Origin of the sequence: Xanthomonas euroxanthea (assembly GCF_900476395.1) — a bacterium.
GTDB classification, from domain to species: domain Bacteria; phylum Pseudomonadota; class Gammaproteobacteria; order Xanthomonadales; family Xanthomonadaceae; genus Xanthomonas; species Xanthomonas euroxanthea.
This window is the reverse complement of sequence record NZ_UIHB01000001.1, coordinates 1,558,930-1,582,471: the sequence shown is the minus strand read 5'-3', so window position 1 is coordinate 1,582,471 and position 23,542 is coordinate 1,558,930. Positions and strand designations below refer to the sequence as shown.

General features: G+C 67.7%; 24 protein-coding genes. 9 read left to right on the top strand and 15 right to left on the bottom strand.

From position 1 onward, the window contains the following. Positions 1-43 precede the first annotated feature (43 nt). The 8 genes from CPBF1521_RS06970 (at position 44) to pdeM (ending at position 9,149) form a co-directional block, all read left to right on the top strand. Positions 44-1,753, top strand: a complete 1,710-nt coding sequence (locus CPBF1521_RS06970; RefSeq protein WP_115676426.1) for a diguanylate cyclase — start codon at positions 44-46, stop codon at positions 1,751-1,753. Between the two features lie 96 nt (positions 1,754-1,849). Next, positions 1,850-2,407 (top strand): bactofilin family protein, encoded by a 558-nt coding sequence (locus tag CPBF1521_RS06965; protein WP_115676425.1) that lies wholly within the window; start codon positions 1,850-1,852, stop codon positions 2,405-2,407. Next, a complete protein-coding gene (locus CPBF1521_RS06960) occupies positions 2,404-2,769 on the top strand; it encodes a hypothetical protein (RefSeq protein WP_104650542.1) in 366 nt (121 codons plus the stop codon). Before CPBF1521_RS06965 ends, CPBF1521_RS06960 begins: the two co-directional genes overlap by 4 nt. 415 nt (positions 2,770-3,184) lie before the next feature. Beyond that, a complete protein-coding gene (locus tag CPBF1521_RS06950) occupies positions 3,185-4,195 on the top strand; it encodes a ligase-associated DNA damage response exonuclease (protein ID WP_104585825.1) in 1,011 nt (336 codons plus the stop codon). Continuing rightward, positions 4,192-4,425, top strand: a complete 234-nt coding sequence (locus CPBF1521_RS06945) for a hypothetical protein (protein WP_115676423.1) — start codon at positions 4,192-4,194, stop codon at positions 4,423-4,425. Before CPBF1521_RS06950 ends, CPBF1521_RS06945 begins: the two co-directional genes overlap by 4 nt. Further along, a complete protein-coding gene (locus CPBF1521_RS06940) occupies positions 4,422-6,026 on the top strand; it encodes an ATP-dependent DNA ligase (RefSeq protein ID WP_115676422.1) in 1,605 nt (534 codons plus the stop codon). The genes CPBF1521_RS06945 and CPBF1521_RS06940 overlap by 4 nt, the downstream gene beginning before the upstream one ends. Then, the gene (locus CPBF1521_RS06935) at positions 6,023-8,515 is read left to right on the top strand and encodes a ligase-associated DNA damage response DEXH box helicase (RefSeq protein WP_115676421.1); all 2,493 of its coding nucleotides are present in this window, start codon (positions 6,023-6,025) and stop codon (positions 8,513-8,515) included. Before CPBF1521_RS06940 ends, CPBF1521_RS06935 begins: the two co-directional genes overlap by 4 nt. Next, complete coding sequence (pdeM, locus tag CPBF1521_RS06930; RefSeq protein ID WP_115047635.1) at positions 8,505-9,149, top strand: ligase-associated DNA damage response endonuclease PdeM; 645 nt, start codon at positions 8,505-8,507, stop codon at positions 9,147-9,149. Before CPBF1521_RS06935 ends, pdeM begins: the two co-directional genes overlap by 11 nt. Before the next feature lie 32 nt (positions 9,150-9,181). On the opposite strand, the gene CPBF1521_RS06925 is transcribed toward pdeM, so the two are convergent. From CPBF1521_RS06925 to rlmD, 10 genes are all read right to left on the bottom strand, one after another. After that, entirely contained in the window at positions 9,182-10,447 is a 1,266-nt protein-coding gene (locus CPBF1521_RS06925; protein WP_115676420.1) for an FAD-dependent oxidoreductase, read from the bottom strand. 94 nt (positions 10,448-10,541) lie between these two features. Next, a complete protein-coding gene (gene cspE / locus CPBF1521_RS06920) occupies positions 10,542-10,748 on the bottom strand; it encodes a transcription antiterminator/RNA stability regulator CspE (protein WP_003488188.1) in 207 nt (68 codons plus the stop codon). A gap of 87 nt (positions 10,749-10,835) precedes the next feature. Beyond that, positions 10,836-11,588 (bottom strand): S-methyl-5'-thioinosine phosphorylase, encoded by a 753-nt coding sequence (locus CPBF1521_RS06915; protein ID WP_104585835.1) that lies wholly within the window; start codon positions 11,586-11,588, stop codon positions 10,836-10,838. A gap of 85 nt (positions 11,589-11,673) precedes the next feature. Next, positions 11,674-12,228: a hypoxanthine-guanine phosphoribosyltransferase gene (locus CPBF1521_RS06910; protein WP_115676419.1), complete on the bottom strand. Its 555-nt coding sequence runs from the start codon at positions 12,226-12,228 to the stop codon at positions 11,674-11,676. Next, positions 12,228-13,232 carry a beta-N-acetylhexosaminidase gene (gene nagZ / locus CPBF1521_RS06905; protein ID WP_104650549.1) on the bottom strand — a complete coding sequence of 335 codons (1,005 nt, stop codon included), beginning with the start codon at positions 13,230-13,232 and terminating at the stop codon, positions 12,228-12,230. Before nagZ ends, CPBF1521_RS06910 begins: the two co-directional genes overlap by 1 nt. 139 nt (positions 13,233-13,371) lie before the next feature. Next, positions 13,372-14,946 carry a cryptochrome/photolyase family protein gene (locus CPBF1521_RS06900; RefSeq protein WP_115676562.1) on the bottom strand — a complete coding sequence of 525 codons (1,575 nt, stop codon included), beginning with the start codon at positions 14,944-14,946 and terminating at the stop codon, positions 13,372-13,374. After that, complete coding sequence (locus CPBF1521_RS06895; protein ID WP_115676418.1) at positions 14,942-15,949, bottom strand: NAD(P)/FAD-dependent oxidoreductase; 1,008 nt, start codon at positions 15,947-15,949, stop codon at positions 14,942-14,944. The genes CPBF1521_RS06900 and CPBF1521_RS06895 overlap by 5 nt, the downstream gene beginning before the upstream one ends. Positions 15,950-15,987: 38 nt before the next feature. Beyond that, positions 15,988-16,671 carry a DsbA family oxidoreductase gene (locus CPBF1521_RS06890; protein WP_115676417.1) on the bottom strand — a complete coding sequence of 228 codons (684 nt, stop codon included), beginning with the start codon at positions 16,669-16,671 and terminating at the stop codon, positions 15,988-15,990. Positions 16,672-16,827: 156 nt separating this feature from the next. Then, positions 16,828-17,325: a CYTH domain-containing protein gene (locus CPBF1521_RS06885; protein ID WP_115676416.1), complete on the bottom strand. Its 498-nt coding sequence runs from the start codon at positions 17,323-17,325 to the stop codon at positions 16,828-16,830. An 80-nt stretch (positions 17,326-17,405) separates the two neighbouring features. Beyond that, entirely contained in the window at positions 17,406-18,740 is a 1,335-nt protein-coding gene (gene rlmD, locus CPBF1521_RS06880; RefSeq protein WP_115676415.1) for a 23S rRNA (uracil(1939)-C(5))-methyltransferase RlmD, read from the bottom strand. A gap of 157 nt (positions 18,741-18,897) precedes the next feature. Here rlmD and CPBF1521_RS06875 point away from each other — a divergent pair, with 157 nt between their 5' ends. Then, positions 18,898-19,620 carry a response regulator gene (locus CPBF1521_RS06875; RefSeq protein ID WP_104585847.1) on the top strand — a complete coding sequence of 241 codons (723 nt, stop codon included), beginning with the start codon at positions 18,898-18,900 and terminating at the stop codon, positions 19,618-19,620. Positions 19,621-19,771: 151 nt separating this feature from the next. Here CPBF1521_RS06875 and recO read toward each other — a convergent pair whose 3' ends face one another. The 5 genes from recO to lepB form a co-directional block, all read right to left on the bottom strand. Then, positions 19,772-20,494 carry a DNA repair protein RecO gene (gene recO / locus CPBF1521_RS06870; protein ID WP_104585849.1) on the bottom strand — a complete coding sequence of 241 codons (723 nt, stop codon included), beginning with the start codon at positions 20,492-20,494 and terminating at the stop codon, positions 19,772-19,774. Positions 20,495-20,717: 223 nt separating this feature from the next. Next, positions 20,718-21,617, bottom strand: a complete 900-nt coding sequence (era, locus tag CPBF1521_RS06865; protein ID WP_104585851.1) for a GTPase Era — start codon at positions 21,615-21,617, stop codon at positions 20,718-20,720. Further along, the gene (rnc, locus tag CPBF1521_RS06860; RefSeq protein WP_104585872.1) at positions 21,614-22,294 is read right to left on the bottom strand and encodes a ribonuclease III; all 681 of its coding nucleotides are present in this window, start codon (positions 22,292-22,294) and stop codon (positions 21,614-21,616) included. The genes era and rnc overlap by 4 nt, the downstream gene beginning before the upstream one ends. Further along, entirely contained in the window at positions 22,284-22,661 is a 378-nt protein-coding gene (locus tag CPBF1521_RS06855; protein WP_104585853.1) for a DUF4845 domain-containing protein, read from the bottom strand. Before CPBF1521_RS06855 ends, rnc begins: the two co-directional genes overlap by 11 nt. Positions 22,662-22,689: 28 nt before the next feature. Beyond that, on the bottom strand, positions 22,690-23,490 hold the full coding sequence (gene lepB, locus CPBF1521_RS06850) for a signal peptidase I (protein WP_011036465.1): 801 nt from the start codon (positions 23,488-23,490) through the stop codon (positions 22,690-22,692). Positions 23,491-23,542 lie beyond the last annotated feature (52 nt).

Genomic DNA, 23,542 nt, shown 5'->3' with positions numbered 1-23,542 from the left:
CGGCAACCTCGTGTTGTCCAGTCTGGCGGGCTAGCATCCGTCCATGCCCTTCTCTTTCACCGCGCGCCGCCGCAACCAGCTGGCGCTTGCGTTTTCCGCCCTGATCTTCATCGCCATCGGTGTCGGCATCTTTGTCGGTGCCCGCCGCTCACTCGCCGACGCGGCACTGGTCTCGCATACGCATGAAGTGATCGGCCGGGTCGACGAGATCCAGGCGCGTGTGCTGGACGCCGAATCGGCGCAGCGCGGCTTTCTGCTGACCGGCAACGATGCCTATCTGCTCGACTATCAGACCAGCGTCGAGCGCCTGCCGATCCTGCTCGACAACCTGCGTCGCCTGATTGCCGACAACCCCGACCAGGTGCAGCACCTGGACAGCTTGCGGCGACTGGTGGAAACGCGACTGCAGCAGATCCAGCATGTCCTGGACGTGTACGCGCAGGACGGCCTGGAGCCGGCGCGTGCCGGCATCCGCCAGACCGCCTTCCGCACCACCAGCGCGATCCGCGAGCAAGCGCTGACCATGGTGCAACGCGAGCAGGAACTGTTGACGCAACGCGCCGAAAGCAGCCGGCAGAGTGCGGCCTTGTTGCTGGTACTGGCACTGGCCGGCATCCCGTTCGGGCTGGCGGTGGTCGGCCTTGTCTATGCCCTGCTGATGCGCGAGCTGCGGCATCGCTCGCAGGCCGAGAAAGAGGCGGCGCAGGCCAATCGCGAGTTGGCCGACAGCGTCGTGGCGCTGCAACGCAGTACCGCCGATCTGAATCTGCTCAGCCGCTACACCGGCCTGCTGCAGGGCTGCATCAGCGCGGAAGAGGCGCTGATGGTGACCAGCCGCACCCTGGCCAGCCTGCTGCCGGGCGTTGCCGGCAGCGTCTATCTGCTGCGTGCCTCGCAGGATCGCGCCGAGGCGATCAGCCACTGGGGCGAGCCACTGGTGCACAGCGCACCCCATCTGTTGCCTGAAGAGTGCTGGGCGCTGCGCCGCGGTCAACCGCACATCATCGAAGACCTGGCACGGGATGCACCATGTGCGCATATCGGCGCGCCCGAGCACGGCAGCGCCGTCACCACCGCATGCCTGCCGATGTCTGCGCAAGGCACCCAGCTCGGCTTCCTGTTCCTGTCTTCGCCGGGCCCGGGGCCGATGCCGCGGCTGGAAATCGCCGAGGCGGCCGCCGAACAGCTGTCGTTGGCGCTGAGCAACCTGCGCCTGCGCGAATCGCTGCGCCGGCAGTCGATTCGCGACCCGCTGACCGGGTTGTACAACCGCCGCTATCTGGAAGAATCGCTCAGCCACGAGCTGGCGCGCTGCGCACGCCGCAGCCTGCCGTTGTCGGTGCTGATGCTGGACGTGGACCACTTCAAGCAATTCAACGACAGCCAGGGCCACGCCGGCGGCGATCTGCTGCTGGCGGCGCTGGGCGAGTTGCTGCTGACCCGGTTGCGCGCCGAAGACGTGGCCTGCCGCTACGGCGGCGAAGAATTCACGGTCATTCTTCCCGAGGCCGACGGCGCCGAGGCAGCGCGTGTGGCCGAGGCCATTCGCGGCCATATCGCGGCGCTGGCAGTCAGCGACGGCCAGCGCGCGTTGCCGCGGGTGACGGCCTCGATCGGCGTGGCCAGCTTCCCGGTCGATGGCGAGCTGGGAGCCAGCCTGCTCCAGAAGGCCGATGCGGCCTTGTACGTGGCCAAGCGCGGCGGCCGTAACCGGGTCGAGCGGCACGGCGCGGCCAGGCCCGCAGTGGACTGAGCACGCGCGCCATCGACCTTGGTTTGCGCAATCCATCACACAAAAGATCGGCCCACGCGGCGATAGTCGGCTTTGATCCCCTGGCGAGGCAGTCCGATGTCGATGTGGCGCGATCAAGGTCCCAACAAGAAAGACGGCGTTCCCGCAGCAGCTGAGGTCCCCGCGGCCGATGGGCGGCTGTTCACTGCCGAGGCCAGCCCGGCGCCGCCGGTGCCTGCCGCCACGCCACCCAGCGTTGCGACCGCTGCGACCACACCGCAGCGACACAGCGAGGCCAAGGAATCGCTGATTGCCGCCGACATCAGCATCGAAGGCAAGATCGAGGGCGTCGGGCACGTACGCCTGGCTGGCCGCTTCAAGGGCGATGTCAACGTCAAGGGCGATCTCACCATCGAGCGTGGCGCCAAGCTCAACGGCGGCGTCCGTGCCAACAAGGTGATCATCGCCGGCGAGCTGGAGGGCAATATCGAATCGGCCGCGCAGGTGGAACTGCAGACCTCCGGCGTGCTGGTCGGCGACGTCAAGGCCGGCAGCCTGACCGTGGCCTCGGGTGCGCGCATGCGCGGCCAGGCCGATTTCGGCTGGGGCGAGGACACCGGCAAACCGGTCGGGACGGCCAAGCCGGTTGTCAGCGGAGACAGCGACGCCACATGACCGCGCTCCGCCCGGGCACGCCCGGTGCCACGCGCAGCTGCCCGCATTGCAAGGCGACGATCCTGGAAAGCGCCAGCGTCTGCCCTGCGTGCAAGCACCACCTGCGCTTCGACTCGGCGGCGGTGCAGCACGCACAGCCGGCCCCGATCGTGCCGCTCAAGGTGGACGGCACCATCCGCCATCCCGCCGATGGTGATCCGTGGGAATACACCGTGGTGGTGGTGGTGCGCAACGGCAAGGGCGAGGAGATCAGGCGCCAGGTCGTGGACGTGGGCGCGATGCAGGGTGGCGAAGAGCGCGGCTTTACGCTGGCGGTGGAGGCGACCGCCGTGCGCGCGCCTGGACGGCGGGCGCGGCATTAGGGGTTGGGGCGGGGATTGGGGGATTGGGGGATTGGGGGATTGGGGGATTGGGGGAATCGGGAATCGGGAATCGGGGATCGGGGATTGGGGATTGGGGATTGGGGATGGGGGATTGGGGATTGGGGATCGGGAATCGGGAATCGGCGAGGAGGATGCTGGACAGCGCATGCGTGGGTGTTCGATTTCCGAGTTCTGACTAATTGTTCCGATGAGCAATGGCGCGAGCTGGCGGCGTGCGTGCCGCATTGAAGGCCAGCTCACGCCCCGCCAGGCGCTTGATCGATTCGATGGCCTTGCATTGATCGTGCACTGGCTCGATTAGCGATTGCGATCTGCAGGCCTAGCCGCATCGGTACACCGATGCGTGCCATTCCCATTCTCAGGATCTGCACACCGGCTTGGCCAGAGTTGTCGCATGCGCAACGGCAACGAACAATCTGGCGATCTGGTGGTGCTCGGGCCCGAAGGCCTGTATTGCCCGCAGGGTGATTTCCATATCGATCCCTGGCGGCCGGTGCCACGTGCGGTGATCACCCACGGACACGGCGACCACGCACGCAGCGGCATGGGCGAGTACCACTGCACGCACGAGAGCCTGCCGATCCTGCAATGGCGCCTCGGCGAGCAGGTCTATCACACGCATGCCGACGGCGAAGCGTTCGATCTGGGACGCGCGCGGGTGTCGTTGCATCCGGCCGGGCATGTGCTCGGCTCGGCGCAGGTGCGCATCGAAGTGGACGGCGAGGTCTGGGTCGCCTCGGGCGACTACAAGCGCCAGCACGATCCCACCTGCAAGCCATTCGAAGTGGTGCCCTGCGACACCTTCATCACCGAAGCGACCTTCGGGCTGCCGGTGTATCGCTGGCCGGATACCGCCGATGTCGCGGCCGACATCGTCGCCTGGCGCCACGAATGCGCCGAACGTGGCGAGGCGGCCATTCTGTATTGCTATGCCCTGGGCAAGGCGCAACGCGTGCTGGCCGAATTGCGCGCCTGGGATACGCAACCGGCGTTGCTGCATGGCGCCATCGCCGTGGGCGTGGAGGTGTATCGCCAAGCCGGCATCCCGATGCTGGATACCCAACCGGTCAGCGAACATGCGCGTGGCGCCGACTATGCCGGGCAACTGGTGCTGGCGCCGCCATCGGCGGCCGGCAGCGCCTGGATCCGTCGCTTCCGGCATGCGCAACAAGGCTTCGCATCGGGCTGGATGCGCATTCGCGGCAACCGCCGTCGGCGCAATTACGACCGCGGCTTCGTGGTGTCCGATCATGCCGACTGGCCGGACCTGCTGCGCACCATCGAAGACACCGGCGCACGGCGGGTGATCGCCACCCACGGCAATACCGATGCGTTGATCCAGCACCTGCTGGAGCGCGGCGTCGCTGCCGAAGCCTTCCGTACCGATTTCGGAGCCGAGGAATGAACCCCTTGCCTGCACGCCGTTATGCGCGCGCGCGCCCACGTCTGCGTCTGACCGGCGCCCTCGCGTTCCGCCGGCACGCATTGGCATTTCGCCTACATCGCGCAGTGCCGGCCGCGGTGATCGGGCCGCCGCGGCCCTACCGGCGTCCACGCTGCCTGAGCGCATTTACGCGCCGCGCACTGGAGCTGCGTGCTGCCGACCACCGCGCATACCTGCAGGGCCCCGCGTGAAGCGATTTGCCGCGTTGTACCGCACCCTGGATCGCAGCACCGGCACGCTCGACAAGCGTGCGGCCTTGGTCGCCTACTTCAGCAGCGCACCGCCGCTGGATGCGGCGTGGGCGCTGTACCTGCTGGCCGGCGGCAAGGTGGCCGGCACGCGCATGCGCATTGCCAGCAGTGGCGAATTGCGCGAATGGATCACCGAAGCTGCCGGCATCGCCGACTGGCTGGTGGCCGACAGCTACGACCATGTCGGCGACCTGGCCGAGACCTTGGCCTTGTTGCTGGACGACCCGATCACCGAAGCGGCCGATCTGCCGTTGGCCGACTGGATCGAGCAGCGGTTGCTGCCGGTCGCCAATCAAGATGTCGAGGTGCGCAAGGCCTGCATCGTGCAGGCGTGGCGCAGCCTGGCCTTCGACGAGCGCCTGGTGTTCAACAAGCTGCTGACCGGCGCCTTGCGCGTGGGCGTGTCGCAGCGCCTGGTGCAGCAGGCGCTGGCGGAGATGTCCGGAATCGAGATCGCACGCATCGCGCAGCGCATGCTCGGCAGCTGGCGGCCGCATCCGACCTATCTGGCCAATCTGCTGACTGCAGAAGAACTGCCCGGCGATCGTCAACAGCCCTACCCGTTCTTTCTCGCATCGCCACTCGAAGCCGAGGTCGAAACGCTGGGCACGGTCGATGACTGGTTGCTGGAATGGAAGTGGGACGGCATCCGCCTGCAGCTGATTCGACGCGCGGGCGAAGCGGCGCTGTGGTCGCGTGGCGAAGAACGCCTGGATGGCCGCTTCCCGGAAATCGAACAGGCCGCGCTGCAGTTGCCCGATGGCACCGTCATCGACGGCGAGCTGCTGGCCTGGCAACCGGAGCAGCCCTTGCCGATGCCGTTCACCGCATTGCAGACGCGCATCCAGCGGCTCAAGCCCGGGCCAAAGACCTTGGCGGCGGCGCCGGCGCGGGTGGTCGCCTACGATCTGCTTGAGCTCGGCGGCGAGGACTTGCGCGAACGTCCCTTGCAGGAGCGCCGCGCGTTGCTGGAAGGGGTGCTGGGCACGCTCGCCGACCCGCGTATCGTCGCCTCGCCGCTGGTGCAGGTCGGCGACTGGCAGGCGGCGGCGCAGGTGCGCCTGGATGCACGCGAGCGCGGTGTGGAAGGGCTGATGCTCAAGCGCGCCAGCTCGATCTACCAGTCTGGCCGCCGCCGCGGCGACTGGTGGAAATGGAAGATCGACCCGCTCACCATCGACGCGGTGCTGCTGTATGCGCAGGCCGGCCACGGCCGCCGCAGCACGCTGTATACCGACTACACCTTCGGGCTATGGCACGAGGGCCAGCTGGTGCCGATCGCCAAGGCCTACTCGGGTCTGGACGACAAGGAGATCCTGCAGCTGGATCGCTGGATTCGCGCCAACACCACCGAGCGCTTCGGCCCGGTGCGTGCAGTCACCGCCCATCATGTCTTCGAGCTGGGGTTCGAAGCGGTCAACCGCAGCGCGCGGCACAAGTCCGGCATTGCGGTGCGTTTCCCACGCATCCTGCGCTGGCGGCAGGACAAGCCGATGAGCGAGGCCGATCACCTGAGCAGCCTGCAGGCGCTGGCACGGTGAGTGCCGCGCAGCAGACGCGCGGCACGCCCTTGCAGCAATGGCGTGCCTGGTTCGCGCAGCGCGGCTGGGCGCCGTTGCCGTTTCAACGCGATGTGTGGAAGCGCTATCTCGCCGGCGAGTCCGGCTTGCTGCATACGCCCACCGGCAGCGGCAAGACGTTGGCCGCCTTCGGCGGGCCATTGCTGGAAGCCTTGTCCACACGTGGACGCAAGCCGGCGATCAAGCCGGCGCCGGCCGCGCGGCGCCAACAGCAACGCACGCTGCAGGTACTGTGGATCACGCCCCTGCGCGCACTCGCCGCCGATACCGCACGCGCCCTACGCGAGCCGGTGGAGGCCTTGGGGCTGGATTGGCAGGTGGGCCTGCGGACCGGCGACGCCAGCGCGCGCGACAAGCGGCTGGCGCGCAGCGGCAAGCTCGATGTACTGGTCACCACGCCCGAATCGCTGGCCTTGCTGTTGTCCTATCCCGACACCGCGCCGCAGTTGTCGGCGTTGCGCTGCGTGATCGTCGACGAATGGCATGAGCTGCTCGGCAACAAGCGCGGCGTGTTGCTGCAGCTGTGCCTGGCGCGGCTGCGCGGCTGGGCGCCGGCGCTGCGCATCTGGGGCCTGTCGGCGACGCTGGGCAACCTGGCGCAGGCACGCGACGTGCTGCTGCCGCATCTTCCCGATGCTGCGCTGGTCTCGGGTGTCAAACCCCGCGCGATGACCCTGGAGACACTGCTGCCCGACAGCGGCGAACGCTTTCCGTGGGCCGGACATCTGGGCCTGGCGCAGCTGGCGCGCGTGCTGCAGAAGATCATGCAGCAGCGCACCAGCCTGGTGTTCACCAATACGCGCGCGCAGGCCGAGTTGTGGCATCAGGCCTTGAGTGCGGTGTGGCCGGACGACCTGGCCACGCTCGCGCTGCATCACGGCTCGCTGGACCCGTCCTTGCGTGCGGCCGCCGAACACGGCTTGCGCGATGGCAGCCTGCGCTGCGTGGTCGCCACCTCCAGCCTGGACCTGGGCGTGGATTTCCCCGCCGTCGATCAGGTGCTGCAGGTCGGCAGCCCGAAAGGCATTGCGCGCCTGCTGCAGCGCGCCGGCCGCGCGCGCCACCGTCCGGGCGAGTCCGGGCATGTGGTGTGCGTGCCCTCGCATGCGCTGGAGCTGGTGGAGTATGCCGCCGCGCGGCGCGCCATTGAGCAGGGCCAGATCGAAGCGCGGCCGCCGCCGCGGCTGTCGCTGGATGTGTTGGCGCAGCACTGCGTGACCCTGGCACTGGGTGGCGGCTTTCAGGCCGATGCAGTGTTCGAGCAGGTGCGCGGCACCGATGCGTTTGCAGCACTGGATCATGCCACCTGGCAGGCGGTGCTGGACTTCATCGTGCAAGGCGGCAGCGCGCTGGCGCATTACCCGGATTTCCACAAGGTCGTGCGCGACGAACAGGGCGTGTATCGCGTCATCGATCGGCGCGTGGCGCTGCGGCATCGCCTGTCCATCGGCACGATCACCAGCGACGGCAGCGTGCGCGTGCAGTTCCTGCGCGGCGGGCGCCTGGGCGCGGTGGAGGAACAGTTCGTCGGCCGTCTGCGCCGTGGCGACCGGTTTCAGTTTGCCGGCCGTTTGCTGGAGCTGGTGCGGCTGGAAGACATGACCGCCTATGTGCGCGTGGCCAAGGGCGGCAGCGGCGTGGTGCCCAAGTGGATGGGCGGACGCATGCCGTTGTCGTCGGCGTTGGGGCGCGAAGTGGAAGCGGTGTTTGCCGATCCCGGCGACGCGCCGGAGATGCAGGCGCTGGCACCGTTGCTGCGCCTGCAATCGTCACTGTCCTCGTTGCCCGGCCGTGACCATCTGCTGGTGGAAAGCATCAAGGCCCGCGATGGCCGGCACGTGTTCGTGTATCCGTTCGCCGGCCGCCAGGTCAACGAAGGGCTGGCCGCGTTGCTGGCGGCGCGCTGGGGCCGGCGCAAGCGCAATACCTTCAGTTTTGCTGCCAACGATTACGGCTTTGTGCTGTCGCCGGCGCAGGATGTGGACCTCGATGCGGGCGTCTTGCAGGCCTTGCTGTCGCCGGAGGGCCTGTTTGCCGATCTGCGCGACAGCCTCAACCTGGGCGAGCTGGCACGCCGCCAGTTCCGCGAGATTGCGCGCGTGGCCGGTTTGCTGTCGCCATCGTTGCCCGGCCGTGCACCACGCAGCCTGCGTCAGCTGCAGGCCTCCAGCGGATTGCTGTACGACGTGTTGCAACGTTTCGATCCGGATCATCTGCTGCTCGCGCAGGCCGAGCGCGAAGTATTCGAAGGCCAGCTCGAACTGGCACGGCTTGCACATGCGCTGGAAGATTGCGCGCGGCGCGACCTGCGCCTGTGCAAACCGCGCAGCCTCACCCCGTTGTCGTTTCCGCTATGGGCCGAACGTGTGCGCGGCCAACTCAGTACCGAAGACTGGAAGGCCCGCGTGTTGCGTGCTGCCGAACAACTGGAGCGCAAACATGGGCGATAGCGTGCAGCTGCAGCTGGCCGGCGAAACGGTGGAACTGCTCGGCGAACGCGCACTGTATCGGCCAGCACAACGCGCCTTGTTGATCGCCGACCTGCATCTGGGCAAGGCCGATGTGTTCCGTCGCGCCGGCATCGGGATGCCGGCCGGCGGCACCGCGCACGATCTGGAGCGGCTGGATGCGCTGCTGGAACAGCGCGAGGTGGACGCGTTGTGGATACTCGGCGACCTGCTGCATGGCCCCGCACCGCGCGCAGCCTGGCACCGCCGCTGGAGCGCATGGCGCGAGCGGCATTGCGCATTACGCGTGATCGCCATCCGCGGCAATCACGACCGCGCCTTGGCCGGCGCCGATCTGCATATCGAGCCGGCCGGCGAACAGGTGGAAGATGGCCCCTTCGTGCTGCGCCACGATCCGCTGCCGCATCCGACCGGGCACGTGCTGTGCGGGCATCTGCATCCGCTGGCCGCACTGCCCGGCATGGCGCGTCGCTGGCCGGCGTTCTGGTTGCGCGAGCGCGTCACCATCCTGCCGGCGTTCTCGCATTTCACCGCCGGCATCGTGCCGACGCTGGTCGAAGGCGAACGCCTGGTTGCCTGCGTGGAAGACGACGCGCTGGCATTGCCGGTGCGCTAGCGGGCGCGGCCGTGCGTGGGCTGCGACGGCCTCTATGCGGCCGCTCCGGTCTTGTCGACGGCCACACGCGGCAACGGTTGCGACAAGGCCTCCATAAACTCCGGCGCCAATGCCAATTTGCCGAACCAGCCGTGCTGGGTGCCGCTGAGCACGCGCAACATGTGTCCGCGCCCGCCGGGCACGCGCCCCATCGGGTGCAGCAGTAGGTCGCGCCCGTGCGCCCACAGATCGCGTTCGGACTGGAACAGCGGCGTCAGCCAACGGCTCCAGCGGTGGTAGATCGCCACATGCGCCTGGCGCTCGCGCTGGTAGCGCTGCAAGGCCGCATCCAGATCGGCACCGGCCCGCAAGGCATCGCGCAGCGCCAATGCGTCCAGCAGCGCCATGTTGACGCCCTGCCCCAGCTGCGGACTCATCGCATGCGCAGCGTCGCCGGCCAGCACGAAACGGCCGCGATGCCAGCGTTTGACCACCGCGTCGCGGTAACTGGCACGCGCCAGTGCGCCATGCACCTGCACGCTGTCCAGACGCGCATGCGCCTGCGGCCACATCTGCGCGATCTCCTCGCGCCATGCGGCAATGCCGCGCTGCTCCCATGCGGCAAAGTCGCTGCACGGCAGGCTCCAGAAAAAACTCAGCCGCGGGGTGTCGTCGCCCGGGCGCGTACCCACCGGCAGCAGGCCGATCATCTTGCGCGCGCCGATATAGCGCTGGCGCAACTCGTCGACAAACGGCCAGTCCTCGCGCGGCAGCAGACACCACAACGCCCCCCACGGATACACCCGATCCAGCCGCGTGCCCTGCGCCTGCGCGCGCAAGCTCGATGCGGAACCATCGGCGGCGATGATCAGATCATACGGGCCATGCCAGTGCCCACGCTGGTCCTGCACGCGCACGCCGTCGTGATCGATGGCGGTGATCTGCGTATCCACATGCAGTTGCGCGTGCTCCGGCCAGGCCTCGCGCAACAGCGTGAACAAGGCGCCGCGCTGCATCCCCAGGCCCATCAGCCGCGCATCCAGGTCGCGATACTGCATGTCCATCACCGCGCGTCCGCACGGCGTTTCGCCATACAGCCGGCGCACCGGCGCGCCATGCGCAAGCGCCTGCGGCAGCAATCCCATCGTCCACAGCACCTGCAGGCCGCTGGGCTGCAGCAGGAACCCTGCGCCCACCGGCCCGGGCGCGGCAGCGCGTTCGAACACGTCCAGTCGATGCCCGTCGGCGCCCAGCAGCGCGGCCAGTGCCTGCCCTGCCGTGCCATAGCCCGCTACCGCAATCCGCAATGTTCGCTGCATGTCCTTCGCTCTTTGAAGCTCACCGACCCCGCATGGACCGGTGCAAAAAAAACCCCGCCGTGGCGGGGTTCTTCAACCGCACAATCGAGTCACATCACTCGACCGGCGTGATGTTCGAAGCCTGGGCACCCTTGGGGCCCTGGGTCACGTCATAACTGACGCGCTGGCCTTCCTGCAGGCTGCGGAAGCCCTTGGAGTTGATCGCGGAGAAGTGCGCGAAGACATCGGCGCTGCCGTCCTCCGGTGAGATGAAGCCAAATCCCTTGGCGTCGTTGAACCACTTGACGGTACCGTTCGGCATGGTGATGCGAGACCTTTGCAATAATTAATGGGTGGTGTACGGCAATGCGTACGCGCCGAGTATGCAAAGCTTATGCCCCGATGACAATCACCCGCGTGCAAGTTCGCCAATCAGCTCCGGCAATCCGGACGAGGCGGCATCGACGTTGGCCAAAACCTCCGCCATGGTGATTTCCTGCGCGTCGCCGCAGCCGGCCGCCCAGTTCGCCACGATCGCCAAACACGCATATTCCAGGCCTTTTTCGCGTGCAAGACCGGCTTCGGGCATGCCGGTCATGCCGACCAGATCGCAGCCGTCGCGACGCATGCGGGCGATCTCTGCAATCGTTTCCAGCCGCGGTCCCTGGGTGGCTCCGTAGCATCCGCCGGCAACCATCGTGACGCCGGTCACCTTGGCCGCGGCGATGACCTTGCTGCGGAACATCGGCGAATACGGATGACCGAAATCCACGTGCTGCACCTCGCTGCCCGGCTCTTCGCAGAAGGTCGACACGCGGCCCCAGGTGTAATCGATCAGCTGATCCGGGCAGGCCAGCACGCGCGGACCGAACTGCTCGGTGATGCCGCCGACGGTGTTGAGCGCCAGCACGCGCGCAGCGCCAATTTGCTGCAGCGCAGCGATGTTTGCGCGGTAATTGACCTTGTGCGGCGGCAGCGAATGGCCTTCGCCATGGCGCGCCAGGAACGCCACGCGGTGGCCCAGCAACATGCCGACGTGGATCGGGCCGGAGGGCGCGCCATACGGCGTTTCGATAGCGTGCGTCTGCACCTCGTCCAGCTGGGCGAGCTTGTAGACGCCAGTGCCGCCGATGACGGCCAATGCGATGGAATTGGGGGACACAAGCAACCTCTGCTACAAAAGACATGACGGTGCGCGCACGCGTGCGCGCCGGGCTGCCCGCAGAAACGCGGGCACGCTGCGGCAGTTACTGCTTCGTTGCGTAGATGGCGGGAATGCCGCGCAGCTGCTCGTTGACGTCCATGCCGAAACCGAACACGTAACGGTCGGCCACTTCCACGCCGACATAATCGGCGGCCACGCCGGGCACGCAGCGGTCGTGACGCTTGACGGTCAGCACCGCCACGCGCACGTCGGTGGCGCCCTGCTCCAGGCACCACTGGCGCACGCCCTGCAGCGTGTAGCCCTCGTCGAGGATGTCATCGACCAGGATCACCCGGCGGCCGAACAGCGCAGTGGCCGGACGGTGCTTCCACACCAGCTCGCCGCCGGTGGTTTCGCCGCGATACCGGGTGGCGTGCAGGTAATCGAACTGCAGGTCCTGGCCGCGTGCGCCCAGCTCCAGCGCCAGCTGGCCGGAGAACGGCAGCGCGCCGTGCATGATAGTGAGATACACCGGCACTTCGCCGGCATAGTCGCGCGCAATCGCGTCGGCGATGCTGGCGACGGCCGCATCGATGGCGGGGCGGTCGACCAGCAGGTCGGCTTGGGCCAGGGCCTGGGAAATGGTGAGCGTGGACATCAGGCAGTTGTTCCGAAAGAGGCGGAAAGGGGAGTGGTGAATGCGGCGTCGGAGCCGGCGAGCAGGCCATCCCAGCCCAGCGCGCCGCGGCCGATCAGGCCGATCAATGCTGCGGTATTGAGGCTGCGGCCGGCCACGGCCTGCAGCGATGCATCGACCAGTTCCGGGTGGCAGACCAGCACCACGTCGCAGCCGGCATCCAGATGCGCATGCACCCGGCCCGCCACGCCGCCGGCGCTGAACGAGGCGGCCATGCCGATGTCGTCGGAGAACACCACGCCACGGAAGCCCAGTTGCCCGCGCAGGATCTGCTCGATCCAGCGCTGCGAATAGCCGGCCGGTTCCGGGGCGATCTGCGGGTAGACCACGTGCGCCATCATCACCGCATCGGCGCCGGCCTCGATGCCGGCCACGAACGGCACCAGATCCTCGGCCAGCAGGACCTCCAGCGGCCGCGGGTCGCTGGCATGGTCGACGTGGGTGTCTTCCAGCACGGTGCCGTGGCCGGGGAAATGCTTGAGCGTGGCGGCCATGCCGGCGCCGTGCAGCGCCTGCACATAGGCGCGGGTGAAGCTGGCCACGACCTGCGGATCGTCGCTGAAGGCACGGTCGCCGATGGCGCGGTTGCCACGGCCCAGATCCACCACCGGCGCGAAGCTCAGGTCCACGCCGCTGGCACGCACCTCGCTGGCCATCAGCTGCGCATGCGCGCGCGCAGCGGCGAGCGCGGCCTCGGGGTCCTGCGCGTACTGCACGCCGAAGCTCTGCAGCGGCGCCAGCGCGCTGTAGCCGTCGCGAAAGCGCTGTACGCGCCCGCCCTCCTGGTCCACGCAGATCAGCACCGGGCGCGGTGCGGCCGCGCGGATGGACGCAGACAGCTCGGCCACCTGCGTGCGCGAGGCGAAGTTGCGCGTGAACAGCACCACGCCGGCGACCGCGTCGTGCTGCAGCCAGTCGCGTTCCTGTGCGCTGAGTTCGGTACCGGCAACGCCGATCAGAAGCATGTTGGGGGACTCCCGGGCCAGGCGCCACGTTGGCGCAGCGCGGCATTGTCGCAGATGCGCGTTGCAGCGTCAGATCGCGCATTCAGGCAGGCGCGCGTTTGCCGCCGTCTGGGCCCCGCCGCGGCCCGCCGGCCGTGCCTCAGAGCACCTCCAGATTCGCCCGCCAGTGCGCGGCCTGCGCCTGCACCTGCTCCAGCACCTCCGGTGCCATGGCATCGAGCTGCCGGTACGGCAGCGCCAGGCGCTCGTTGGCACCCAGCAGCGTGCGCTGCCGCGCCAGGAAATCCCAATACAGCGCGTTGTACGGGCAGGCCTGCGCGCCGACCCGCGCCTTGCGCTGGTAGCGGCAGCCCCCGCAGTAATCGCTCATGCGGTCGATATAGGCCGCGCCGCTGATGTAGGGCTTGCTGCCGAGCAGGCCGCCATCGGCGAACTGGCTCATGCCAACCGTGTTGGGCAGCTCCACCCACTCGAACGCATCGATATAGACCCCCAGGTACCAACGATGCAGCGCCTGCGGCTCCAGCCCCGCCAGCAGCGCGAAATTGCCGATCACCATCAGCCGCTGGATATGGTGCGCGTGCGCGTTGGCCAGCGAATTGCCGATCGCATCGGCCAGGCAGCGCATGCCGATCTGCCCGTCCCAGAACCAGTGCGGTAGCGGTGCATGCTGGTCGAGCTGGTTGGACTGCGCATAGGCGGGCATCTGCGACCAGTACACGCCGCGCACGTATTCGCGCCAGCCCAGGATCTGGCGGATGAAGCCCTCCACCGATGCCAGCGGCGCATGCCCGTCGTGCAACGCCGCCTCCGCGCGCGCGATCAACTCGCGCGGATGCAGCAGCTTGACGTTGAGCGCGAACGACAGCAGCGAATGAAACAGCCGCGGGCTGCGCGTGCTCATCGCATCTTCGTAGCGACCGAAGTGCGGCAACGCATGCGTCATGAAGGCATCCAGGTGCTGCAAGGCTTCGTCGCGGTCCAGCGGCCACGGCAGCGCGTCGGCGTTCGGTGCGCCGAAGCTGCGGACGCCGGCTGCCTCGATAGCGCTCCACAGCGCGCGGTGATCGTGCGCTGCGCGCCACTCCTGCGGCGCGGGCGGATCGCCCGGCCATGGCGCACGGTTGTCGTGATCGAAATTCCAGCGCCCGCCTTCCGGCTCGCCCGCGGCATCGAGCAGGATCCGGTGGCGACGGCGCATCTTTCGGTAGAACACTTCCATGCGCCATGGGCTACCGGCGCGAAAACAGCCGGCGACCTCATCGCGTTCGGTCAGGAAATGCTCGCTGCCGACCATGCGCGTGGCGAACGGCTGGCGCGCGCACCAGTGCTGCAATGCCTGATCCAGCCGCCATTCGTCCGGCGCCTGGTACTCCAGCCGGCTAGCGCGGTAATGCGCCATCAGCGCGTCCAGATTGGCGGGGATCGCATGCCGATTGCTGGGGTTGTCGATGGACACATAACGCACCCGGTGACCGGCCTGCCGCAAGTGCGCGGCGAACGCGCGCATCGCCGCGAAGATCGCCAGGATCTTCTGCGCGTGGTGCAGCACGTAGTCGGTTTCCTCGCGCACTTCCATCAGCACGTAGACCACACCCGCATCGATCGCATCGAACCAGCTGTGTTGCCGATTGAGTTGATCGCCCAGGATCAGCCGCACTGTGTGCGCGGCGGCCTGCGGGGTGTGGCCAGCTGTGCCTGCCACCACATCAATCCTGCCCGCTGCCCGCGGCGTCGCCGGCACACACCCGCGCGGCCAACGCCACACCGCTTTGCCAGGCCCCTTCGACCTTGCCGCCGGCCAGCCAGTCGCCGCAGATGCCGATGCCCGGCCGCGCCTCCCAGGCACAGCCGATCTGCAACGCAGGCTCGGTGCTGGCCACCGTCCAGCGGTATGCATCGCAGGACTGCGGTGGTGGCAGGCCGAGCGCGGCCAGCGCCGGCAACAGGCTGGCGATCACGGCCTCAGGCGTTGCGTCCAGATGCGCCTGACTCCAATCGGCAGTGGCATGCAGCAGCCAGGTTTCCACGCCCGCCCTCCCCGGCTTGCTGGAGTTGCGTGCCACCCAGCGCACCGGGCCAGCGTTGACGAACAAGGCGTCGTAGCCGGGATCGACCGCCAGGTCGAAACGCAGCACCACCGCCCAGGCCGGCTGCATCCGTGCAGTGGCGGCAAGCGTCGCCAGCGTGGGGGCGAAGCCCGCCAGCAAGGCAGCCGCACGCGGTGCCGGAACCGCCAGCAGCACGATATCGAAGGCGTGTGTCGTCGCGTCCTCCGCCAGCTCCAGCTGCCAGGCGTCGCCATTGCGCTGCAGTGACCGCACGCAGGTGCCCAACCGAACATCGAGGTCGGCCGCAAGCGCACGCGCCGGTGCGGCCATGTCCGGCACCCCGACAAAGCGCGTCAACCCGCTGTGCGACGCACGCAGGGCGGTGCCATCCCAACTGGCGACGCGCGCAGGCCAGGCCGCCGCCGCGCCGCGCGCGATCCACGCACCCACCACGGCGGCAAACGCCGGATCGCGCGCGGTGAAATACTGCGCGCCGTGATCGCACTGCCAGCCATCGCCGCCACAGCTGCGCATGCGCCCACCGGGCCTGTCGGCCTGCTCGAACAGCGTCACCGCCATCCCCGCCGCCTGCAGCCGTTGCGCGCAGGCAAGCCCGGCCAACCCGGCACCGATCACCGCAACCGTCTTCGAGCGGGTGGGCGTCATCTCTCAGCTGCCGGCAGTCGCATCGCGCCGCCGGCCGTTCATACCGCGCAGCCGTCCGGCCCGCAGGCATCGGGACCACCGATCGGCGCCGATTCGGCCGCCAGCTGCAACAACGCCTGCGCGAAGCTCTCCGGCGGCTGCGCGCCCTGGATCAGGCTGCGTCCGTCGATGACGAAACTGGGCACCGCACGGATTCCCAGCGCAGCGGCTTGCGCCAGTTGCGCCTGGACGGCAACGACGCCTTCGTCGGAGTCCAGCAGCGCGCGCACGCGCGCCTCGTCCAGGCCGCCGGCGGCGCCGGCGGCCACCAGCGTTTCGGTCGCCCCGACGTTTTGGCCTTCGGCAAAATACGCATGGAACAGCGCTTCGATCACGGCCTCGACATCGCCCTCGCGGCTGGCCAGCCAGATCAGCCGATGCGCGCGCAGGGTACTGACCTGCACCTGCCCGCGCCCGAAGTCGAACGGCAGGCCTTCGGCGCGCGCGGTGGCCTGGGTCTGCGCCAGCATCTGCTCCACGCGCGCGGCACCGCCGAACTTTTGCGCCAGCGCATCACGCAGCGGCGTCGGCTCCAGGCCGGCCTCGGGATCGAGCTGGAACGCGTGGTAATGGATGTCCAACGCCGGCGCCTGCGCACCAAGCGCGGCCACCGCCTGCTCGAAACGGCGCTTGCCGATCCAGCACCAGGGACAGACCACGTCAGACCAGATATCGATGCGCATGGGCGGGGATTGGAGATGCGTCATTGGGGATGCGCAAAGCATAAACCCAATACCAAGGCAGGGATTGGGGAGTCGCAACGCAATCAGCCCAAGTCCGACGCATCGCGTTAGCGTTTACGAATCCCGAATGCCCAATCCCGAATCCCGAATCCCGAATCACACATCCCCGCTCCAGTTCTTGAACGGATGCGAGGCCAGCGCCAGATTGTAATAGCGCACGTCGTCGGTGACTTCCGCGCCGACCCACGCAGGCCTGGCGAAGGCCTGGTCGGCATGTTCCAGTTCGATCTCGGCCACCACCAGCCCGGCATTGTCGCCAAGGAATTCGTCCACTTCCCACACCTGCCCCTGGTACTGGACCAGATGCCGGCGCTTGTCGATCAAACCGCCGACGCACAGCGCCAGCAGCGCACGCGCCTCGACCACCGGAATCGGATACTCGAACTCCTGCCGCGTGTGCCCCACCTCGCGCGATTTCAGATTGAGGAACGCGCTCTGGCCCTGGATACGCACCCGCACCGACGCGTTCTGCGCACCACTGCGCAAGGCGGCCTGGTCGTTGATATAGCCCTGTGCCATCGGGATCACCGCATGCGCGGCAGCGCGCCAGCCATCGCCGGTCACCAGGAATTTGCGTTCGATTTCAATGGGCATGGGAATCGGGAATCGGGAATCGGGAATCGCAACAGCATACGGCGAACCGCACCTACGATTCCCGATTCACTATTCCCGATTCACCGCCGTTCAAACACCGCAATGCTCTCCACATGCGCGGTATGCGGAAACATGTCCATCGCGCCGGCGGCCTTGAGCGTGAAGCCCTGCTCGTTGACCAGGTAGCCGGCGTCGCGCGCCAGCGAGCCGGGGTGACAGCTTACATAGACGATGCGCTCGAACGTTTTCAGCGGCAACTGCTGCAGCACTTCCAGCGCGCCCGAGCGCGGCGGGTCCAGCAGCAGCTTGTCGAAGCCCTGCCGCATCCACGCAGCATTGCGCTGGTCCTGGGTCAGATCGGCCGCATGGAACTGCGCATTGGCCAGCCCATTGCGCTGCGCGTTGTCCCGGGCGCGCGCCACCAGCCCGGCATCGCCCTCCACGCCGACCACTTCGCGCACGCCGCGCGCCAGCGGCAGGGTGAAATTGCCCAGCCCACAGAACAGGTCCAGCACGCGGTCGTCGGGCCTGGCATCGAGCAGCGCCAGCGCATGCGCGATCATCTTCTGGTTGAGCGAGGCGTTGACCTGGATGAAATCCAGCGGCCGGAACGCCAGCTCCACATCCCACTGCGGCAAGCGGAACGACAGCGGCACCTGCTGCGGCCACAGCGGATGCACGCTATCCACGCCGCCCGGCTGCAGGAAGATCGCAAAGCCCTGCGCCTGCGCGAACGCCGTCAGCGCCTGCAGATCGCGCTCGCTGAGCGGCTGCATGTGGCGGATGGTCAACGCCACCGCCTCGTCGCCGGCAATGAATTCGATCTGCGGGATGTCGCGCTTGCCGTCCAGGCCTTCGACCAGCGCCGCCAGCTGCGGAATCTTCTCGCCGATCTGCGGGATCACCGTGTAACAGACCGACAGATCGGCCACGAAACGCGGATCCAGCTCGCGAAACCCCACCAGGGTCTTGTCCTTCTTCTCGACGCGACGGACCGAAAAGCGGCCCTTGCGCCGGTAGCCCCAGTTATCGCCGACCAGGGCCGGCAACACCGCCTGCGGCGTGACGTGGCCGATGCGCTCCAGGTTGTCCATCAACACGCGCTGCTTGGCCACGATCTGCTGCGACTCTTCCAGATGCTGCAGCACGCAGCCGGCGCAGACGCCGAAATGCGGGCAGCGCGGGGTCACCCGCTGCGGCGATGCCTCCAGCACCTCGATCGTCCGGGCCTCGTCGAAATGCCGGCTGCGCGCGGTGGGTTCGGCACGCACCAGCTCACCCGGCAAGGCGCCACTGATGAAGGTGACTTTGCCGCCCTCGCCGTCGCGGCGGGCCACACCGCGCCCGTCGTGGCTGAGGTCGGTGATCGCGGTCTGGAACGGCGTACGGTCGAAGCGGTTTCGGGTTCTGGCCACGTGGCGACGAGCTGCGGGCAAAAAGGGTGCGTATTGTCGCAGATGCGATCGATCGCGGCCGCCTCGCGCCGCAGAACAATTGTCGCGCCCCGCAAACACAGGCACACTTCCGCTGCACGCGGCTGCTAGGACGCGGCATCGCTGACAAGGAGGCAGCATGAACATGGCAACACGCCAGGAACCCCAACCACGACTCTTGCTGGTAGAGGACGACCCGATCAGCCGTGGCTTTCTGCAGGCGGTGCTGGACGGTCTTCCCGCCCATGTGGACTGCGCGGACTCCTTGTCGTCGGCACTGGACCGCGCGCGCGCACGTCGCCACGACCTGTGGCTGATCGACGTCAATCTTCCCGATGGCACCGGCAGCGGCCTGTTGCGGGCACTGCGCCTGCTGCACCCGGACGTGCCCGCGCTGGCCCACACTGCGGACACCAATCTGGCGATGCAACGCAGCCTGCAGTCCGATGGGTTCCTGGAAATGCTGGTCAAGCCGCTGACCTCCGAGCGCCTGCTGCAGGCGGTCCGTCGCGGACTGGCGCGCGGCCGCTACAGCATGGCACCGGTGGGTGTGGTCGACATCGCTGCCAGCGATTGGGACGAAGCTGCCGCGCTCAGCGCGCTCAACGGCCAGCAACACCATCTCAACGCGCTGCGCGAGTTGTTCCTGGCCGAGTTGCCGGGCACCCGCGATGCGGTGGATTCGGCCCTGCAGGTCAGCGACGATCAGGCGCTGCGCAGCCATCTGCATCGGCTGCAGGCCAGCTGCGGATTTGTCGGCGCGGCGCGGCTTGCCGGCGCAGTGCGCCTGCTGCGCGGCGACCCGCATTCCAGCACGGCGCAGACGCAGTTCCACGCGGCGGTGGCTGCGCTGCTGCACTGAAGGATGACGGCGCCGATGCTCTTGGACGCGGCGCAGCGCCGGCAGGCGGGACGCGCGACACCGGGCATCATGCGTGCGCGACGGGTCCACCTGGACCCTGCCGCGCGTCCGCGCACTGCTCGCCAAGCCTGGTCGAGCAGCCTTGCGCCCCTCAACGCCGCCGCGCCAGATCCTCGAGCATTTCCCAGGATTTCAGCCCGCGTCCGCTCAGATGATGCAGCAGCACGCCACGCATGCTGCGACGCAGGCCAGGCATGTCGTCGGCCGCGGGCATGACGTCCTGGCCCAAGGCCAGCAGCGCCGCGCCGGTCACGGTGTCGCGCCGATCCTGCGCCATCGCCTCGCTCAATACGCGCAAGGCGCCTTCCTGCGGATCGAGCCGGTAGCGCGCCGCCGGGTCGATCGCCTGGCCGTCGCGGTCGTGCTGCAGATCGAACGCAAAGCCCAGGCCATCGAGCACATCGCGCTCGAACTGGCGCAGGCCCCAGGCCAGCGGCAGGCCAGAGGCCAGGTGCGCCCGCGCTTGCGCATAGCAATCGAACAATTCCGGCACCGGATCGTTGCGCGGCGCCAGGCGCAGCAGCAGCTCGCTGATATAGAAACCGGCCAACATGGATTCGCCCGCCAGGCGGGGGGCGGTATCCAGCGCCTCGGCCTGACGCAACTGCGCCAGTTCGCCGCGTTGCACCGCGGTGAACTGGATCAGCTGCAATGGCTGCAGCGCGGCCCGCAGGGCCTGCTTGCGCGGGCCTTGCACCCCGCGCGCCAACAGCCCGACCCGCCCATGCTGCTCGCTCAGCACTTCCACCAGCAGGCTGGTCTCGCGCCAGGCGCGCACATGCAGGACGAACCCGCGTTCGTGTTCGATCAGCATGCGCTGCAGAGCCCTGAGCGACGTCCGGAGAACCGGGGCCCGGGAAATGCCAGGGCAGGCATTCGATCCACATGCCGCCGAAGCGGCGCGTCATCGCATTCGCCAGCCCCGCGTGCGGCGTGACCAGCACACGGCTGGCTGCGCAGCACCGGTCCACCGCGCCTTGCGACGGCCGATCCGGCGCTGCTCTCGGGTCCCGGGTCCTTGGTCCCAGGCCCCGGCTTCATTCGTATCCGAACGCCTTCAATGCCGCTTCGTCGTCCGACCAGCCTTCGCGCACGCGCACCCAGGTTTCCAGGAACACTTTTGCACCGAATAGCCGCTCCATCTGCAGCCGCGCCTTGCCGCCGATGTCCTTCAGGCGGGTACCGCCCTTGCCGATCACGATCGCCTTCTGGCCTTCGCGCTCGACCCAGATCACCGCGCCGATGCGCAGCAGCGCGCCATCTTCGGCAAAGCGTTCGATCTCCACGGTGGTGGCATACGGCAGTTCTTCGCCGAGCTGACGCATCAATTGCTCGCGCACCAGCTCCCCGGCCAGGAAGCGCTGACTGCGGTCGGTGATCTCGTCCTCGCCAAACATCGCATCGGCTTCCGGCACCAGCTTGAGCAGGTCGCCGACCAGCGCCTCCAGGCCCTTGCGCTTGAGCGCCGACACCGGATGCACCGCCGCGAACGTCCGCCCCTCGCTGACCTGGGCCAGGAACGGGAACAGCGCGGTCTTGTCCTTGAGCCGGTCGACCTTGTTGACCACCAGCACCACCGGTACCTCGGCGTCGCTCAGGACCTTGAAGGCCAGGGTGTCCTCGTCGTCCCAGCGGCCGGCTTCGATCACCAGCACCGCCGCGTCCACGCCTTCCAGCGAGCCGCGCGCGGCGCGGTTCATCACCCGGTTCATCGCGCGCTTCTGCTCGCGATGCAGCCCCGGGGTGTCGACCAGCACCAGTTGCCCTTCGGGGAAGGTGGCAATGCCCAGCAACCGATGGCGCGTGGTCTGCGGCCGGTTGGACACGATGCTGACCTTCGCGCCGACCAGGGCGTTGGTCAGGGTGGACTTGCCGACGTTGGGCCGGCCGATCACCGCAACGCTGCCGCTACGGTGGGGGGAAGAGGTTGCGCTCACGTGTTCGAATCCAGTTGTGCGATGACGAGGGTGGCCGCCTGTTGCTCGGCGAGGCGACGCGAGGTGCCCTGGCCTTCGGCGCGGGCGACGGGCTGCTCCAGGATGCAGGCGACATGGAACTGCTTGGCATGTTCGTCGCCGCTTTCGCTGATCAGCGCGTAATTGGGCAGCGGCAGCTGCCGCGCCTGCAGCCATTCCTGCAGCCGGGTCTTGGGGTCTTTTTCCGCCTTGCCCACCGGCAGCGCCGCCAGCGAGGGCTCGAACCAGGGCAGCACCACCGCGCGGCAGCGTTCGAAGCCGCAGTCCAGATAGATCGCCGCCACGATCGCCTCGACCGCATCGGCCAGGATCGAATCGCGTCGATGGCCGCCGGACTTCAGCTCGCCCGGGCCCAGCGTCAGCCGCTCGCCCAGGTTGAGGGCGCGGCCGATCACCGCCAGCGCCCCTTCCCGCACGAGTTCAGCGCGCGCGCGGGTCAATGCGCCTTCGTCGGCCTTGGGCCAGCGCTGATACAGCGCCTCGGCGATCAGCAGATTGACGATGCCGTCGCCAAGGAATTCCAGTCGTTCGTTATGCGGAGTACCGGCGCTGCGATGCCGCAGCGCCTGGGCGAGCAGACCCGGATCGGCGAACGCATGCCCGATCGGATCGCCACGCTGGAATGTCCTATTCGCCACCACGTCCCGTCATGTCCTGGGACGTCTCGAACTTGCCGACGACATCAAGATTGCCGATCAATTCGCGGCGGACTTCATAGTTGACCTTCATGCGCCAGCCACCGTCAACGCGCTCGAACTTGACGTCTTCCTTCTTGACGTTTTCCGAGTAGTTGATGTACAGCCGACGAAAGAACAGGTCCTGCAACTTGGACGGGTCCATGTTGGCGCTATCGGGCTCCTTGGCCAGGCTCTTCATGGCCGTGCGCACCGAATAGTATTCCTGGTACATCGGAAACAGCTTCATCCCGATGTACAGGGCAAAGCCCACCACCGCCAGCACCACCACGAACGACGTCAACGTCATACCGCTTTGCTTGCGCTTCATTGTGCTTCCCCGGCACGCCGTGCGTGCATTACTGGATTCCGGTCCCGATCCGCGACGGATCGAAACTCCCCTTGCAGAACCATCCTTCGCAATTGAGCCAGATCAGGAACGCCTTGCCGCGCAGGTTGGCCTCCGGCAGGAAGTGCGTCTGGGTCCAGAACCGGCTGTCTTCGCTGTTGTCGCGATTATCCCCCATCACGAAATAGCTGTCCGCCGGCACGGTCCAGTCGCCCTGCCCGGCCGGCATGTTGCGGTCGACCCACTCCAGCACGGTGTGGGTGCGGCCCGGCAAGTCCTCGACCAGCAAGGTGGTGCCGGTCATCTCGGCGCCCTTGCCCTTGCCGATGTACTCGCCCTTGACCGTGTAACGCATCGGCTTGTCGTTGATGTACAGCGTATCGCCGTGGAAGCCGATCTTGTCGCCCGGCAGACCCACCACGCGCTTGATCCAGTTCTGGTCGGGCGCATGCGGCGGCTTGAACACCACCACGTCGCCGCGCTTGGGCTCGCCGGTCGGAATGAACTTGGTATTGGTGATCGGCAGACGGAAGCCGTAGGCGAACTTGTTGACCAGGATGAAGTCGCCGATGAGCAGGTTGGGCATCATCGAGCTGGACGGAATCTTGTACGGCTCGGCGACGAAGCTGCGCAGGATCAACACCACCGCCAGCACCGGAAAGAAGGCGCGCGAGTAATCGATGATCGCCGGCTCGCTGTCCAGCAGACCGGCACGTGCAGCGCGGCGCTTGGCCAGGAACAGCTTGTCCAGCAGCCAGATGAAGCCGGTGCCCAGCGTCAGCACAACCAGGGCGATTTCAAACCATTTCATTGATGTTCCTTTCGGAAAGGGAATCGAGAATCGAGAATGGGGAATGGGAACA